General features: G+C 59.3%; 13 protein-coding genes and 1 tRNA gene. 7 read left to right on the top strand and 7 right to left on the bottom strand.

All coding sequences use genetic code 11. The features are described from left to right. Positions 1–70: 70 nt before the first annotated feature. The gene (locus RS694_RS10120) at positions 71–1888 is read right to left on the bottom strand and encodes an extracellular solute-binding protein (RefSeq protein WP_029709544.1); all 1818 of its coding nucleotides are present in this window, start codon (positions 1886–1888) and stop codon (positions 71–73) included. Positions 1889–1931: 43 nt separating this feature from the next. Here RS694_RS10120 and fabI point away from each other — a divergent pair, with 43 nt between their 5' ends. Continuing rightward, positions 1932–2720 carry an enoyl-ACP reductase FabI gene (fabI, locus tag RS694_RS10115; RefSeq protein ID WP_029709545.1) on the top strand — a complete coding sequence of 263 codons (789 nt, stop codon included), beginning with the start codon at positions 1932–1934 and terminating at the stop codon, positions 2718–2720. Between the two features lie 127 nt (positions 2721–2847). Here the strand turns inward: fabI and RS694_RS10110 are convergent, their stop codons facing one another. Then, on the bottom strand, positions 2848–5121 hold the full coding sequence (locus RS694_RS10110; protein ID WP_029709546.1) for an arginine/lysine/ornithine decarboxylase: 2274 nt from the start codon (positions 5119–5121) through the stop codon (positions 2848–2850). Positions 5122–5254: 133 nt separating this feature from the next. Here RS694_RS10110 and RS694_RS10105 point away from each other — a divergent pair, with 133 nt between their 5' ends. Next, positions 5255–5680, top strand: a complete 426-nt coding sequence (locus tag RS694_RS10105; protein WP_029709547.1) for an NfeD family protein — start codon at positions 5255–5257, stop codon at positions 5678–5680. A 12-nt stretch (positions 5681–5692) separates the two neighbouring features. Continuing rightward, positions 5693–6601, top strand: coding sequence for an SPFH domain-containing protein (locus tag RS694_RS10100; protein ID WP_029709548.1), 909 nt, complete (start codon positions 5693–5695; stop codon positions 6599–6601). 352 nt (positions 6602–6953) lie between these two features. Here the strand turns inward: RS694_RS10100 and RS694_RS10095 are convergent. The 5 genes from RS694_RS10095 to RS694_RS10075 form a co-directional block, all read right to left on the bottom strand. Next, positions 6954–7043 (bottom strand) — tRNA-Ser (locus RS694_RS10095). 131 nt (positions 7044–7174) lie between these two features. Further along, positions 7175–8371: a branched-chain amino acid ABC transporter substrate-binding protein gene (locus RS694_RS10090; RefSeq protein ID WP_029709549.1), complete on the bottom strand. Its 1197-nt coding sequence runs from the start codon at positions 8369–8371 to the stop codon at positions 7175–7177. Positions 8372–8513: 142 nt separating this feature from the next. Next, on the bottom strand, positions 8514–8801 hold the full coding sequence (locus tag RS694_RS10085; RefSeq protein WP_029709550.1) for a hypothetical protein: 288 nt from the start codon (positions 8799–8801) through the stop codon (positions 8514–8516). Next, on the bottom strand, positions 8801–9238 hold the full coding sequence (locus RS694_RS10080; protein WP_029709551.1) for a DNA polymerase III subunit chi: 438 nt from the start codon (positions 9236–9238) through the stop codon (positions 8801–8803). The genes RS694_RS10085 and RS694_RS10080 overlap by 1 nt, the downstream gene beginning before the upstream one ends. A gap of 9 nt (positions 9239–9247) precedes the next feature. Continuing rightward, positions 9248–10693, bottom strand: coding sequence for a leucyl aminopeptidase (locus tag RS694_RS10075; protein ID WP_029709552.1), 1446 nt, complete (start codon positions 10691–10693; stop codon positions 9248–9250). Positions 10694–10716: 23 nt separating this feature from the next. Between RS694_RS10075 and lptF the strand changes: the two genes are divergently transcribed. The 4 genes from lptF to RS694_RS10055 are packed head-to-tail and all read left to right on the top strand — an operon-like array spanning position 10717 to position 14321. Next, the gene (lptF, locus tag RS694_RS10070; protein ID WP_037248500.1) at positions 10717–11829 is read left to right on the top strand and encodes an LPS export ABC transporter permease LptF; all 1113 of its coding nucleotides are present in this window, start codon (positions 10717–10719) and stop codon (positions 11827–11829) included. Beyond that, entirely contained in the window at positions 11826–12929 is a 1104-nt protein-coding gene (gene lptG / locus RS694_RS10065) for an LPS export ABC transporter permease LptG (protein WP_029709554.1), read from the top strand. Before lptF ends, lptG begins: the two co-directional genes overlap by 4 nt. After that, positions 12926–13312, top strand: coding sequence for a sirohydrochlorin chelatase (locus tag RS694_RS10060; protein WP_029709556.1), 387 nt, complete (start codon positions 12926–12928; stop codon positions 13310–13312). Before lptG ends, RS694_RS10060 begins: the two co-directional genes overlap by 4 nt. Positions 13313–13355: 43 nt before the next feature. After that, a complete protein-coding gene (locus tag RS694_RS10055) occupies positions 13356–14321 on the top strand; it encodes a CysB family HTH-type transcriptional regulator (protein WP_029709557.1) in 966 nt (321 codons plus the stop codon). Positions 14322–14336: the final 15 nt, after the last annotated feature.

Below are 14336 nucleotides of genomic sequence, written 5' to 3'. Positions count from 1 at the left end.
AGATGCGTTCGCGTTGCGGCAATAGACGATGCGCGGCCCAAGGGCCGTGCGTCGGTGGAGCGCAGGGGTTTCATTTCGCCCACCACAAATCAATGGCCCAGCCTTCGCCTTGCGCATAGGGCGGCATCTGTGCGGGCTTGTCCAGGCGCCAGGCGTTGTAGGCCAGTCGGTGCGTACCGGCGGACCACTGTGGCACCAGGATGTGGCTGTGCATGATGACGCGGTCCAGCGCCCGGCAGGCGGGCAGCAGGTCCTGCTTGCGCTTGGCACCGGTGATCTGCGTCACCAAGGCATCCACCGCAGGACTCTTGATGCCGGCCAGGTTGCCCGAGTCTTCGGTGTCGGCGGCCTTGCTGCCAAACATGTCCGCGTATTCCTGGCCGGGGTTGTGCGTTCCCGCGTAGGCGATGGACGTGATGTCGAACTCGAACTTTTGCAGGCGTTGCTGGTACAGCGCAAAGTCGACGGGGCGGAAGTTGAGCTTGACGCCGATCTTTTCCAGATTGCGCACCCAGGGCGCCACCGTGCGGACACCGGTTTCCGCGCTGTCCAGGTACTCCAGCTCAAAGGCTTCGCCCTTGGGATTGCGCAATGCACCGTCGCGGTATTCCCAGCCTGCATCCTTGAGCAGCTTTTGCGCCTGACGCAGGTTGTCGCGCAGCGTGCTGTCGCCATCGGTGCGAGGTGGCACCGCCATGGGGCCGAACACCGCGGCAGGCACCTGGGCGCGCCAAGGCGCCAGCAGCGCAAGCTCCTCCGCCGAAGGTTCGCCTGTGGCCTGGCAGTCTGTGTTGCCAAACAGGTCCTGCACACGCTGGTAGGCGCCGTAAAACATCTGGCGGTTCATCCACTCGTAGTCCAGTGCCAGGCCCAGCGCCTGGCGCACGCGCACGTCCTTGAGCTTCTCGCGCCGCGTATTGAGCACATAACTTTGAAAGCCCGTGGGCAGGCGGTGCTTGAACTCCGCCTTGACCAACTCGCCGCTGTCGAACTTGCGGCCATTGACGCGGCGCGCCCAGTCGCCAGCGGAGAAGAAGCGCATGAGGTCGAACTCACCGGCCTTCAGCGCCTCCAGGCGGGCAGTGCTGTCTTTGTAGATCTTGACGACGATGCGGTCAAAGTTGGCGCTGCCGCGGCGCACATTGAGGTCACGGGCCCAATAGCTGGGGTCGCGCACATAGGTGATGTCCTTGCCAAACACCACGGGGCCAATCTTGTAGGGCCCGCTGCCAATCGGAATGTCCATCACCACCTGGTCAAACGGTTTGGCCTTGCCGCCCAGCACTGCATCATCTTCGCCCCAGCGGTGGCTGAACACCGGCAGGCCGCCCACGGTTAGTGGCAGTTCACGGTTGGGCTTCTTGAAGCGGTAGCGCACCGTGATGGCGTCCACCACCTCCACGCCCGACACATCGTCCAGCAGGCTCTTGTAGGCGGGCGATGTAAATGGGCCGATCAAGGTATCAAAGCTGTGTTTCACATCCCGCGCCAGCACCGGGTCGCCGTTGTGGAATCGGGCTTCCTTGCGCAGACGAAACGTAGCGCTCAGGCCATCGGGCGCCACGCGCACATCTTCGGCCAGCAGGCCATAACCTGCCGCGGTTTCGTCCAGCGAGCCGACCAACAGCGTGTCAAACATCAGTCCGCTCAAATAGGCCGGCGCTGTGCCCTTGATGGTGAAGGGGTTGTATTTGTCAAAGGTGGAGATGCGCAGGTTGCTCACCAGGCGCAGCTCGCCGCCCTTGGGCGCCGAGCCATTGGCATAGTCAAACTGCACAAAGCTGGCCGGGTACTTGAGGTCGCCCCACAACGCATAGCCGTGCGCCGCCCAGGCACCCGAGGTCCACACACTGCCCAACGCCAACAACCAGCACACCAGAATTCGCATGCGACAATTCTGCACTACCCGAACACGAATTAAAGAGGATGCTATGGGCTTTTTAGCTGGCAAGAAATTGCTGATTACTGGTGTGTTGTCGAACCGTTCCATTGCCTACGGCATTGCCAAGGCCTGCAAGGCGCAAGGTGCCGAGCTGGCATTCAGTTACGTGGGTGAACGTTTCAAGGACCGCATCACCGAGTTTGCGGCGGACTTTGATTCCAAGCTGATTTTTGACTGCGACGTGGGTGACGACGCACAAATCGAGAAACTGTTCACCGACCTGTCGGCCCACTGGCCCATGTTTGACGGCTTTGTGCACAGCATTGGCTTTGCACCGCGTGAAGCGATTGCCGGTAACTTTCTGGACGGCCTGACGCGCGAGAATTTCAAGATCGCCCACGACATCAGCGCCTACAGTTTCCCCGCGATGGCCAAGGCCGCCCTGCCCTATCTGAGTGACAAGGCCGCGTTGCTGACCCTGACCTACCTGGGTGCAGAGCGCATCATCCCTAACTACAACACCATGGGCCTGGCCAAGGCGTCGCTGGAAGCCAGCGTCCGTTACCTGGCCGAAGCCGTGGGCCCCAAAGGCATCCGCGTCAACGGCATCAGCGCCGGCCCCATCAAGACACTGGCCGCCAGCGGCATCAAAGACTTTGGCAAGCTGCTGCACACCGTAGCCGATGCCTCGCCGATTCGCCGCAACGTGACGATTGAAGACGTGGGCAATGTGGCCGCATTTTTGCTGAGCGACCTGGCTGGTGGCGTGACGGCCGAGATCACCTATGTGGATGGTGGCTACAGCCAGACCATGGGCGTGACCACCGATCTAGCCTGATTTTCAAGCCAAAGAGGCCTCTAGCCCGCGCAGGACATGCGCAGGCAGCTCCTAAAATAATAGCGCCCGTGCAGACCGCACTGGCGCTATTTTTGTTGTTGCAGGCCTACGCATGCACTACCCAGGCTTAGGCCTTCACGCAGTCGGCGTAGTAACGCAGCTTGCCGTCGGCCCCCTCTTCACCCACAAGACCGTGGATGTCGGTCTCAAAGCCCGGGCATTGGGCATTGAACTCTCTGGAGAACTTCAGATAGTCCACCACCTTCTTGTTGAACACCTCGCCGGGAATCAACAACGGAATGCCTGGCGGATACGGTGTGACCATGCCGACCGACACGCGGCCTTCCAGGTGATCGATCTCCACACGTTCGGTCTTGCGTAGCGCAATATGGGCGTAGGCATCGCTGGGCTTCATGGCCGGGGTCAGGTCACTCAGATAGACCTCTGTCGTCAGACGGGCAATGTCGTATTTGGCGTAAAGCTGGTGGATGTGCTGGCACAGATCGGCCAGGCCCATCTTTTCATAGCGGGGATATTTCTGCACGAACTCGGGCAGCACGCGCCACATCGGCTGGTTCTTGGCGTAGTCGTCCTTGAACTGCTGCAGCGCAGTCAGCATGCTGTTCCAGCGGCCCTTGGTGATGCCGATGGTGAACATGATGAAGAAGCTGTACAGGCCGGTCTTCTCCACCACCACACCATGCTCGGCCAGAAACTTGGTGACGATGGACGCCGGAATACCGGTCTTGGCAAACTTGCCATTCAGATCCATACCGGGTGTGACGATGGTGGACTTGATCGGGTCCAGCATGTTGAAACCCGCTGCCATCTTGCCAAAGCCATGCCAGTTGGCCTTGGCGTTGCTCTTGGACTCACCCTTGATGATCCAGTCAGTCGCACGGCCGATACCTTCGTCGACCAGCTTGTCCGGTCCCCAGACCTTGAACCACCAGTCGTCGCCGTATTCTTCGTCCACCTTGCGCATGGCGCGGCGGAAGTCCAGCGCCTCGGCAATGCTTTCTTCCACCAACGCCGTGCCACCGGGTGGCTCCATCATGGCGGCTGCCACGTCGCAACTGGCAATGATGCTGTACTGCGGGCTGGTGCTGGTGTGCATCAGGTAGGCCTCGTTGAACAGGTGTTTGTCCAGCTTGACGGTCTGCGAGTCCTGCACCAGCACGTGGCTGGCCTGGCTGATACCAGCCAGCAGCTTGTGGATGGACTGGGTGCTGTACACCACGGCCTCTTTCGGACGGGTCCGGTTCTTGCCCATCGCATGGTAGGTGCCGTAGAACGGATGGAACGCTGCGTGTGGCAGCCAGGCTTCGTCAAAATGGATGTTCTCCACATAACCGTCCAGCATGCTTTTAATGGTTTCGGTGTTGTAGAGCACGCCGTCGTAGGTGCTTTGCGTCAGCGTCAGGATGCGTGGCTTCACGGTCTTGGGGTTCACGCCCTTGAGCAGCGGATTGGCCTTGATCTTGGCCTGGATCGTTGCGGGCTCAAACTCGCTTTGCGGAATCGGACCGATGATGCCGAAATGGTTGCGCGTGGGCTTCAAAAATACGGGGATGGCCCCGGTCATGATGATGGCGTGCAGGTTGGACTTGTGGCAATTGCGGTCCACGATCACCACATCACCTGGCGCCACCGTGTGGTGCCACACCATCTTGTTGGAGGTGGACGTGCCGTTGGTCACGAAAAAGCAGTGGTCAGCATTGAAAATACGCGCCGCGTTGCGCTCACTGGCACCAATCGCGCCGTTGTGGTCCAGCAGTTGACCCAGCTCTTCCACCGCGTTGCACACGTCGGCGCGCAGCATGTTTTCGCCATAAAACTGGTGGTACATCTGGCCCACGGGGCTCTTCAGAAACGCGACACCACCGGAGTGGCCCGGGCAGTGCCAGGAATAAGAACCGTCTTCGGCGTAGTCCAGCAGTGCCTTGAAGAACGGCGGCTGCACACCTTCTAGGTAACTCTTGGCCTCGCGGATGATGTGGCGCGCCACGAACTCGGGCGTGTCCTCGAACATATGGATGAAACCATGCAGTTCGCGCAGGATGTCGTTGGGGATGTGGCGGCTGGTCTTGGTTTCGCCGTACACATAGATGGGCACATCCAGATTCTTGCGGCGCACTTCCTCGATGAAGTGGCGCAGGTTCACCACCGCGGGGTCCAGGTCCGGGCCGGGCGTGAATTCTTCGTCATCGATCGACAGAATGAAGGCGCTGGCGCGTGACTGCTGCTGCGCAAACTGGCTCAGATCGCCATAACTGGTAACACCGAGGATCTCAAAGCCCTCGGACTCAATGGCCTGGGCCAAGGCGCGAATGCCCAAGCCGGACGTGTTTTCCGAGCGAAAGTCTTCGTCAATGATGATGATGGGAAAGCGGAATTTCATGGCAAGGCTCCAACGGGCAGTCCAAAAACTGCAAAACAGGCGCGAAGTGTAAGGACTTATTGCATCCGGCATATTGCTGCGCCGACCTTTTAGCCCACAATGTGGCGTTGTCAACACAAAGGGGCTTCTCAACATGGCAGAGTCAACCGTCTGGTGGCTGCTCGCAGGGGCGGCAGTCGCTGTAGAGCTGTTAACCGGGACTTTTTATCTGCTGATGCTGGCCATTGGTCTGGCCGCAGCAGCACTGGCCGCCCATCTGGGTGCTAGCCTGACGGTGCAGATCCTCGCCGCAGCTTTGGTGGGTGGTGGTGCCGTCGTGGGATGGCACCTCAAGCGGGACCGCAGTCGGCTTGAACCTCCTGCTCAGGCCAACGTCAACGTCAATCTGGACATCGGAGAAACGGTGCAAATCAGCACCTGGAACCCCGATGGCACCGCCAGCGTGCAATACCGCGGCGCTAACTGGACCGCCATCCACCGCGCTGGCGTCACCCCCAACCCCGGCGCACACCGAGTCGCCGAACTGGTAGGCAACCGCCTGCTGGTCGACAAAGCTTAAACAGGGAACATCATGGAAATCGCAGTACTCATTCTGGTTATCGCCGTCATCTTCATCACCCGCTCTCTCAAGGTCGTGCCCCAACAGCATGCCTGGGTGATCGAGCGTTTGGGCAAATACCACGGCACCTTGACGCCTGGGCTCAACATCCTGGTGCCCTTTGTCGACAAAGTGGCCTACAAACATGTGCTCAAGGAAATCCCTTTGGACATTGCCAGCCAAGTCTGCATTACGCGCGACAACACCCAATTGCAGGTGGACGGCATTCTGTACTTCCAAGTGACAGACGCTATGCGCGCGAGTTATGGCTCCAGCAACTACATCGTTGCCATCTCGCAGCTCGCACAAACCTCATTGCGTTCGGTCATCGGAAAGCTGGAGCTGGACAAAACGTTTGAAGAACGCGACATCATCAACGCCCAGGTCGTCGCCGCCATTGACGAGGCTGCACTGAACTGGGGTGTGAAGGTGCTGCGTTACGAGATCAAGGATCTGACACCCCCCAAGGAAATCCTGCACGCCATGCAGGCGCAAATCACGGCCGAGCGCGAAAAGCGCGCCCTGATTGCCGCGTCCGAAGGCCGCCGCCAGGAACAGATCAACATCGCTACCGGTGAGCGCGAGGCTTTTATTGCCCGCTCCGAAGGTGAAAAACAGGCCGTGATCAACAAAGCCCAGGGTGAAGCCTCCTCCATCACCGCCGTGGCGGACGCTACCGCTTCCGCCATCGAACGCATTGCTGCGGCCATTCGCCAGCCCGGCGGTGAACAAGCCGTGCAACTCAAGGTGGCCGAAAAAGCCGTGGAAGCCTACAGCAAGGTGGCCTCAGACGCTACGACCACGCTCATCATTCCAAGCAACATGAGTGAAGTGTCCACCCTGATCGCCACGGCCATGAAGATGGTTCAGGGAACCAAGTAATCTGTTTCCTGCATCCCCTGTTTCAGGGGATTCGTGGACACTCCCGGGCGTTCTGTTGATCGCCCGTTTTTTTTGCTTGAACGCTTGCAGTCCCATGGTGCGACTCACTGCCAGCACCCATTCTGTATTCGTGTTGAAGAGGCCTCAGGCCTTGTTCGGAATGTGATCTGCAACATATCGCCAGTGGAGCCATCACAAAATAGTGGCTGACATTGGCTGGGCAGATTCCCCCCCCTCCACTTTGTCTTGGCTGACAAACACACGCGACAACAAAAAAGCCCCGAGTCCACAAGGGAATCGAGGCTTTCAGGGGGCTTGCTGATACGGTTGGAAACCGATGAAGCCCAAGTTCTGGCGGAGCAGGCGGGATTCGAACCCGCGGTGGGTTTTACCCCACGCACGCTTTCCAGGCGTGTGACTTAAACCGCTCATCCACCGCTCCAGAGCCTCATATTCTAACCTGAGTTCTTCCCGGTTTCGGGGTGATCGCGCTATCAAAGAGACAAAAAAAGAGGGGCACTCTTTCGAGTGCCCCTCTTTTCCGTTAACTCACTTAACTGTAGATGCCGCTAATTAGCGGATCACAGCCAGGGTTTCCAGCTTGCCACCGCGAACAGTCTTCAGTGTCAAAGCGCCGTTCTTGATGTCGCCCTTTTCGTCAAACACGACAGGACCGGTCACACCCTTGTAGTCAGTAGCGGCCAACATAGGCAGGTACTTGGCTGGATCAGCCGAGTCAGCCTTCACCATGGCAGCCACCATGATCTTCACGGAGTCGTACACGTAGGGTGCGTACACTTGGACATCAGCACCAAACTTGGCCTTGAACTTGGCCTTGAACTCTTCCATGCCAGCCTTGCCTTCGCCTTCAACGCCACCGGCTTCCGCGCAGTAGACTTGGTCGTCAGCAATAGCGTCGCCGCCCAGCTTCACCAGTTCGGTGGAGCAGATGCCGTCGCCACCCATGAACTTGGCTTTGATGCCCAGGGATTTCATTTGCTTGAGCATGGGGCCAGCAACAGCGTCCATACCACCGAAGAACACCACATCAGGCTTCTTGCCCTTGATAGTGGTCAGGATGGAGTTGAAGTCGGTAGCTTTGTCGGTCGTGAACTCGGTAGCCACCACTTTGCCGCCAGCAGCAACCACTGCCTTGGCAAACTCTTCAGCAACACCTTGGCCGTAAGCGGTACGGTCATCGATCACGGCGATGGCTTTACCCTTCAGGGTGCCAACAGCGTACTTGCCCAGTGTGCCACCCAGTTGGGTGTCATCAGCCACTACGCGGAAGGTGGTCTTGAAACCTTGGCGTGTGTACTTGGGGTTGGTAGCGGAAGGAGAAATCTGGGGAATGCCAGCATCGCTGTAAATCTTGGAAGCGGGGATGGTGGTACCAGAGTTCAGGTGACCGATCACGCCAGCAACCTTGGCATCAGCCAGCTTTTGGGCGACTGCGGTGCCTTGCTTTGGATCAGCAGCATCGTCTTCAGCCAACAGTTCCAGAGTTACCTTTTGACCGCCGAGGGTCACGCCAGCAGCATTGAGTTCTTCAATGGCCATGCGAGCGCCGTTTTCGTTGTCTTTACCCAAGTGGGCAATGGCACCGCTGGTAGGGCCAACGTGACCAATCTTCACCACGGCAGCAGCCGGGGCAGCTGGAGCTGCAGCAGGCGCTGCTGCGGGAGCAGCTGCCTCTTCCTTCTTACCGCAAGCCACCAGCAGAGCTGCTGCGGCCAATACTGTCAAAGCACTTTTCACTTTGAATTGCATAAAAACTCCAAAAATTTAAACAAAGAAAAAACAGCGTGAATTATTTATTCCACACCCAACACGATAGCGCAGATTCTGACCAGCGGATATAGGGAAGTCACCAAGCGAGGAAAAATATGGCTGCTCCGCAACACCCCTGCATTCAGGACCCCGAGGCATTTTCCTCAGACAGGGCCTGGGACACCGCCAGCCGGACTACGCGCTCCGTTTCCGCTTGCAAGCGTTGTGCCAGGATTTGCACGTGCTCGTCTAACAGCGACTGAAGTGTGGCTTGCAACTGCTCCTGCACTGCCGCAACGGCACGCTGGGTCACGCGCTCGACCAGTTGCGCCCGGTCTTCAGCCGAAGCCCGTGCGACGACCGGCGAGGCAGGATGCACCACTTCCGTGAGTGTGGGAAGGAATCTGGGAGTCGCCTTGGTCGAAGACATCAATTCGCACCTTTCAGGGCCAAATCATGCCGGGTGATGGCATACCCAAGCTCTACATACCGTTTCCAGCGCCCCCTAGCCTGCGCCCTGTCAGCATCGTCATGGCTGACCACTTCAATCACCCGCTCAAAGGTGTCAAACCCCTGAGGCACTTGCTCGGCGAGATTCACCAGCACCTGACGGTGCGGTAAATCCGCAGGAAGCTGCTGCACCAGCACCACCGCAGAGCGTTGCATCAGGCTGTCATCTGCACCCTCAGCACAGTGCGCCAGAAAGTCAGTCGGCGCCAGAGCCCACAGGTCTGTATCCAGCTGCTGCACGCTGCGCGCATCACCCAGTACTACCACCCGGGCCCCGCTGCCCGCGGCTTTGCGCAGCAGGCGGCAGGTGTAAGCCAGCTTGTCCGGCGCACCAAAATGGAAGGCAACCTCAGTCATTTGCCGAACCTACTTGCGGTCCGCCTCGGCCAACAGATACTCGACCAGCAGCCCGACTGGACGACCGGTAGCGCCCTTGGCAGCGCCACTCTTCCAAGCCGTACCGGCGATATCCAGATGCGCCCAGGGAAACTTTTCGGTGAAACGTTGCAGGAATTTGGCTGCAGTGATCGCACCACCGGCGCGTCCTGCCACATTGGCGACGTCGGCAAAATTGGTTTTCAACCCTTCTGAATACTCATCGTCCAGTGGCAGGCGCCAGCTCAGATCCTGCGCCACGTTGCCAGCCGCCATCAGCGCATCGCCCAAGGCCTCATTCGACGAGAACAGGCCGCTGCGTACGCTGCCCAATGCCACCACACAGGCGCCGGTCAGGGTGGCAATGTCCACCACAGCAGCAGGTTTGAAGCGTTCGGCATAGGTCAGTGCATCACACAACACCAGACGACCTTCCGCGTCGGTATTGAGAATCTCGATAGTCTGACCGCTCATGCTGGTCACCACGTCACCGGGTTTGACCGCACGCCCGTTGATCAGGTTTTCGCAGGCGGGGATCAAGCCGACCACATTGATGGCGGGTTTGAGTTGCCCCAGGGTGCGAAACACGCCCAGAACGCTGGCCGCACCAGACATGTCGAATTTCATTTCGTCCATCTCAGCTGCAGGTTTGATGGAGATGCCGCCGCTGTCAAAAGTAATGCCCTTGCCCACCAGCACGACCGGTGCCTTGGTCTTGGCGGCGCCGTCATAACGCAGCACGATGAAGCGCAATGGCTGCTCGGAGCCCTGCGCCACGGCCATGAACGAACCCATGCCCAATTTGGCCACCTCTTTGGGTCCCAACACCTCGCAACTGATCTTGGCTATCTTGGCCAGTTCCTGAGCCGCCTGGCCCAGTAACGTTGGCGTGGCGTGGTTGGCAGGCCGGTTGGCCCATTCTTTGGCCACTTCCACCCCTGCTACCGTAGCTACAGCGCGGTTGAAAGAGAGCTTCACTTCGGACGCATTGGTCGCGGCAAGCACGACTTTTTGCAGCGTGCGTCCTTCAGCCTTGGATTTGGTCGCGGTGTAGACGTAACTGGCATCTGCCGCAGCCAGCACTGCTGCCCGCACGGCCTCATCACGCGCCGGTGCGGCAAAGCTGATGACCAGCTTTTTCAACGCGGCGGACTTCACAAGCGCCAGCGCAGCGCCCACCGCCGAACGCACCTGGCGAGCGGACCCCTCGCCTACGCCTGCCAGCACCACACGCACGGCATTGGCCTGCACCGGCCGGTACAAAGACAGTGGCTTGCCGGGTTTGGCTTCCAGGTCTCCGGATTTGAGGGCCTGGGCCACGAGCTGCGAAAGATCGTCCTTGGCCGGCTTGAAGTCCTGGGACACCAGGACGATCAGGGCATCACATTTTTCACTGCCAACGCCCACGAGGCCCAGAGGTTTGATTTCAAAGTTCATAATTCGGTTTTTCCTTCTCCGCCATGTTATTCCATTCCTCCATCCGCAAAGAACTCGCACGCAGTTTTGGCGCCACCCTGGTGGTTCTGGTGACGGTGGTGATGACAATGACCCTGATCCGCACCGTGGGCGAGGCCTCCCGGGGCACGTTCAACCCCACGGACGTGATGATCATCATGGGGTACACGGTGCTGTCGGACATGCCCACCATCCTGTCCATGAGCCTGTTCATTGCCGTGCTCAACGTCCTGACCCGCATGTTCCGCGACAGTGAAATGGTGATCTGGTTTGGCAGTGGCCGGGGGCTGGTTTCGCTGATCAATCCCCTGTTTCGCTTTGCCTGGCCCATTCTGGTGCTGATTCTGGCCCTCGCCTTTTTTATCCTGCCCTGGGCCTTTGGCCGGATTGAAGACTTGCGTGACAAGTACGAGAAACGTGGCGACATCGCGCGCATCGAGCCGGGCCAGTTCCAGGAATCTGCCAACGGCGACCGCGTGTTCTTCATTGAGAAGGACGCCAAAGACAACCAGTCTGGCAACAACGTCTTCATTGCCACCAACGAGCAGAACAAGGAAACCATCACCTCTGCCCGCACGGGGCATGTGGAGGTGATCGGCCCGGACCGCTTTCTGGTCCTTCAAAACGGCCAACGCCTGGAAAAGACCCGCGGAAAAACCGATATGAGCATCAGCGTGTTTGAGAGTTACGGTGCGCGTGTCGGTGCCGATGACCCTTCCGCGCGCAGTTACGTGCCATTCAGCGCGATGACATCGCTGGACCTGATCAAGACCCCCATTCCACAGCATTTGGCCGAGTTGTCCTGGCGTTTTGGCCTCACATTGGCGGCCTTCAATTTCGTCATCATCGGCCTGGCCGCCGCGGGCGTGAATCCGCGCGTGGGTCGCACGGCCAATCTGGGTGTGGCCTTTCTGGCATTCATCGTTTATTTCAACCTGTTGGTGCTTGGAAAAAGCTGGATTGCGGCCAACCAGGTGCCGTTTGGCGCCTTTTTGTTCGCGCTGCACGGTGGTGCACTGGTGCTGGGCCTGTTATGGCTGGCCAAACGCCATAACAACTGGGTGCTGCGCCGGCGCCCCCTGCCGCAGGCCTCGGTAACCACCGGAGGCACACCATGAGAACGCTGCGCCGCCTCTTTTACGGCGAAATGGTGACCGCGGTCGCGCTGGTGACCTTGGGGTTTGTGGCCCTGTTTTTCTTCTTTGACTTTGTCGAAGAGCTGCAGGCTATCGGTCGTTTTGGTGCCGCCGGTTACAAACTGCCCCAGGCCATGCTGTACGTCACCCTGATGGCGCCCAGCCACGTGTATGAGCTGCTGCCCATCACCGTACTCATAGGCACCATTTTTGTGATGGCGCGTTTTGCCCAGAGCTCCGAATTCACCATTCTGCGCACCAGCGGGCTGGGGCCCTGGCGCGCTTTGCGTACGCTGTTGCTGCTGGGGGTGGGCTTTGTGGTGTTCACCTTTGCCGTAGGGGACTACCTCGCGCCGCTGGCGGACCGCACGGCGCAACTGCTCAAGTCGCAGTACCAGGGTCGCATTACCGTGGGAAAGACGGGCGCGTGGCTCAAGGAAAAACAGGCCTACGGCAACTATTCGGTCAACGTCGGCTCGCTGGACTCCGACGGCAACATGAAAGATGTGCGCATTTTTGAATTCGACAACCAGGGCTATCTGGTGTCCATGACGCAGGGGCAATCGGCCCGTTTTGGTGAACACGAGGACTGGTTGCTCGAGAAGGTCGACCGTACTGAGTTCACCACCGATACGCCCTCCCACCGGGTGGATCGCGCGTTCTCGGAGAGTTTCCGCTGGCCCACCCAGATCAGCGCCGAAATGGTGGCCGCCGCCGTCCTGCGCCCCGAGCGCATGGGCACGATCGATTTGTTCCAGTACATCGGTCACCTGGAGGCCAACGGCCAAAGCGCGCAGAAATACGAAGTGCAGTTCTGGAAAAAGGTGTTTTACCCCCTGAGCTGCCTGGTGATGGTGGTACTGGCACTGCCCTTCGCTTACCTGCATTTCCGTTCCGGCAGTATTGCCACCTACGTCTTTGGCGGCGTGATGGCCGGCATCAGCTTTGTGCTGCTCAACAATGTGCTGGGCGACCTGGGCACGCTGCGCGGCTGGGCGCCGTGGTTTACGGCGGCACTGCCGGGCCTGATTTATTCGCTGCTCTCGCTCTCGGCCTTCGGCTGGCTGGTGATCCGACGATGACCGCGCCGCAGCAACGCCCAGGCATCATCCTGTTTGCCCATGGTTCGCGGGATCCTCTGTGGCATAAGCCCATGGAAGCCGTGGCGGCCCGGCTCAAAGAGCTTTCCCCGTTGACTCCGGTGCAGTGTGCTTACCTCGAACTGAGCACACCCGACATCGCGCAAGCCACGCTGGAATTGACAAATGCAGGCGTGAACGCCATCACCATCGTGCCGCTGTTCCTGGGCGTTGGCAAACATGCTCGCGAGGATTTGCCGCTGCTGGTGGCGGGGCTCCGTGCCCAGCACCCGCAAGTGCAATTCAGCTTGCAAGGCGCTGTGGGCGAAAGCCCACGTTTGGTGCATCTGCTGGCAGAAATCGCCCTGGAAGGCTTGAAGCCATAGATGATTGAAGCATAATGAATTTCATTCTTAGCTGAAATTAGATATGAACCTCCACCAGTTTCGCTTCGTCCAGGAAGCCGCGCGCCGCAACCTCAATCTGACCGAGGCCGCCAAGGCGCTGCACACCTCGCAGCCTGGCGTTTCCAAGGCCATCATCGAACTGGAAGAAGAGCTGGGCATCGACATTTTTGCGCGCCACGGCAAACGCCTCAAACGCATCACCGAGCCCGGCCAGCACGTACTCAAAAGCATTGAACTGATCATGCGCGAGGTCGGTAACCTCAAGCGCATTGGCGAGCAGTACAGTGCAGAAGACAGTGGCACCCTGTCCATCGCCACCACCCACACGCAAGCCCGCTATGTGCTGCCCGAAAAAGTGGCCGCATTGCGCACCGCGTATCCCAAGGTCAATATCAGCCTGCACCAGGGCGCGCCCGACCAGGTGGCCCGCATGCTGATCGACGAAGTGGCCGAAATCGGCATTGCCACCGAATCGCTGGCCGCCTACTCCGAGCTGGTCACCCTGCCCTGCTACGAGTGGCAACACATGCTGGTGTTGCCCGTGGACCACCCGTTGGCGCAGAAGGAACGTATCACCCTGGAAGACGTGGCGCTGGAGCCCCTCATCACCTACCACCCGTCGTTCACCGGACGCACCAAGATCGACCTGGCCTTTGCCGCCAAGAAGCTGGAACCACGCATTGCGCTCGAAGCTATCGATTCCGACGTGATCAAGACCTATGTGCGCCTGGGTCTGGGTGTGGGCATCGCCGCCGAGATGGCGGTGCGTGACGTGCAGGACGACTGCGAGAACAACGGCGGCAAGGGCGGCCTGGTGGTGCGCCCTGCCGGCGTGCTGTTTGGCCAGAACGTGGCACGTGTGGCCTTCAAACGCAGCGCCTACCTGCGCAACTTTGTCTACACCTTTGCCGAGCTGCTGAGCACCCGCCTGAACCGCAACCTGATCGCCAAAGCCATGGACGGGCATGTCAACGACTACGAGTTGTGACTCCCCTTCAAGCTG

Origin of the sequence: Rhodoferax saidenbachensis (assembly GCF_001955715.1) — a bacterium.
GTDB lineage: Bacteria > Pseudomonadota > Gammaproteobacteria > Burkholderiales > Burkholderiaceae_C > Allorhodoferax > Allorhodoferax saidenbachensis.
Note: the sequence above shows the minus strand (reverse complement) of the source record. Positions and strands in the feature narration are given on the sequence as shown.

What these genes read in the sequence shown, in the direction of transcription:
- RS694_RS10100 (WP_029709548.1), top strand. Translation starts at nt 5,693, where the DNA reads ATGGAAATCGCAGTACTCATTCTGGTTATCGCCGTCATCTTCATCACC.
- RS694_RS10120 (WP_029709544.1), bottom strand. Translation starts at nt 1,888, where the DNA reads ATGCGAATTCTGGTGTGCTGGTTGTTGGCGTTGGGCAGTGTGTGGACC.
- RS694_RS10060 (WP_029709556.1), top strand. Translation starts at nt 12,926, where the DNA reads ATGACCGCGCCGCAGCAACGCCCAGGCATCATCCTGTTTGCCCATGGT.
- fabI (WP_029709545.1), top strand. Translation starts at nt 1,932, where the DNA reads ATGGGCTTTTTAGCTGGCAAGAAATTGCTGATTACTGGTGTGTTGTCG.
- RS694_RS10110 (WP_029709546.1), bottom strand. Translation starts at nt 5,121, where the DNA reads ATGAAATTCCGCTTTCCCATCATCATCATTGACGAAGACTTTCGCTCG.
- RS694_RS10080 (WP_029709551.1), bottom strand. Translation starts at nt 9,238, where the DNA reads ATGACTGAGGTTGCCTTCCATTTTGGTGCGCCGGACAAGCTGGCTTAC.
- lptF (WP_037248500.1), top strand. Translation starts at nt 10,717, where the DNA reads ATGTTATTCCATTCCTCCATCCGCAAAGAACTCGCACGCAGTTTTGGC.
- RS694_RS10105 (WP_029709547.1), top strand. Translation starts at nt 5,255, where the DNA reads ATGGCAGAGTCAACCGTCTGGTGGCTGCTCGCAGGGGCGGCAGTCGCT.
- RS694_RS10090 (WP_029709549.1), bottom strand. Translation starts at nt 8,371, where the DNA reads ATGCAATTCAAAGTGAAAAGTGCTTTGACAGTATTGGCCGCAGCAGCT.
- RS694_RS10085 (WP_029709550.1), bottom strand. Translation starts at nt 8,801, where the DNA reads ATGTCTTCGACCAAGGCGACTCCCAGATTCCTTCCCACACTCACGGAA.
- RS694_RS10055 (WP_029709557.1), top strand. Translation starts at nt 13,356, where the DNA reads ATGAACCTCCACCAGTTTCGCTTCGTCCAGGAAGCCGCGCGCCGCAAC.
- lptG (WP_029709554.1), top strand. Translation starts at nt 11,826, where the DNA reads ATGAGAACGCTGCGCCGCCTCTTTTACGGCGAAATGGTGACCGCGGTC.
- RS694_RS10075 (WP_029709552.1), bottom strand. Translation starts at nt 10,693, where the DNA reads ATGAACTTTGAAATCAAACCTCTGGGCCTCGTGGGCGTTGGCAGTGAA.